The sequence below is a fragment of the Pseudoalteromonas sp. SIMBA_162 genome, assembly GCF_046535955.1.
Lineage (GTDB): Bacteria > Pseudomonadota > Gammaproteobacteria > Enterobacterales > Alteromonadaceae > Pseudoalteromonas > Pseudoalteromonas marina.
The window spans coordinates 1-247 of record NZ_JAWJBQ010000941.1 but is presented as its reverse complement, the minus strand read 5'-3'; the positions used below and the strand labels follow the sequence as shown (position 1 = coordinate 247).

1 protein-coding gene is annotated in these 247 nt (G+C 64.8%); it reads left to right on the top strand.

Annotation, left to right across the window (positions count from 1 at the left end):
• Positions 1-247 (top strand): hypothetical protein (locus tag R0J88_RS22480; protein WP_410901241.1); only part of this gene is annotated, 247 nt, incomplete at both ends.

Here is a 247-nt window from a genome sequence, read left to right as displayed (position 1 = left end):
CAACCAGAAGGTCAAGCGCGACAGCGATGTCGAGGTGACCCAGGCCAAGCCCAAGCGCGAGAAGCTCAAGCGTGGTGAAGGCTGGGCCAAGCCTCGCGTGCGCAATGACAGTGCGACGCCCAAGGCCAAGGGCAAGCGCCATTCCGCGACAGCCAAGCCCAAGACCAGCATCAAGGCGCAGGTCAAGGACGAGGTGCATGGGCATTCCGCGCCGAGCCAGAAGCGCGTCAGCGAGAAGCCTGCCGAG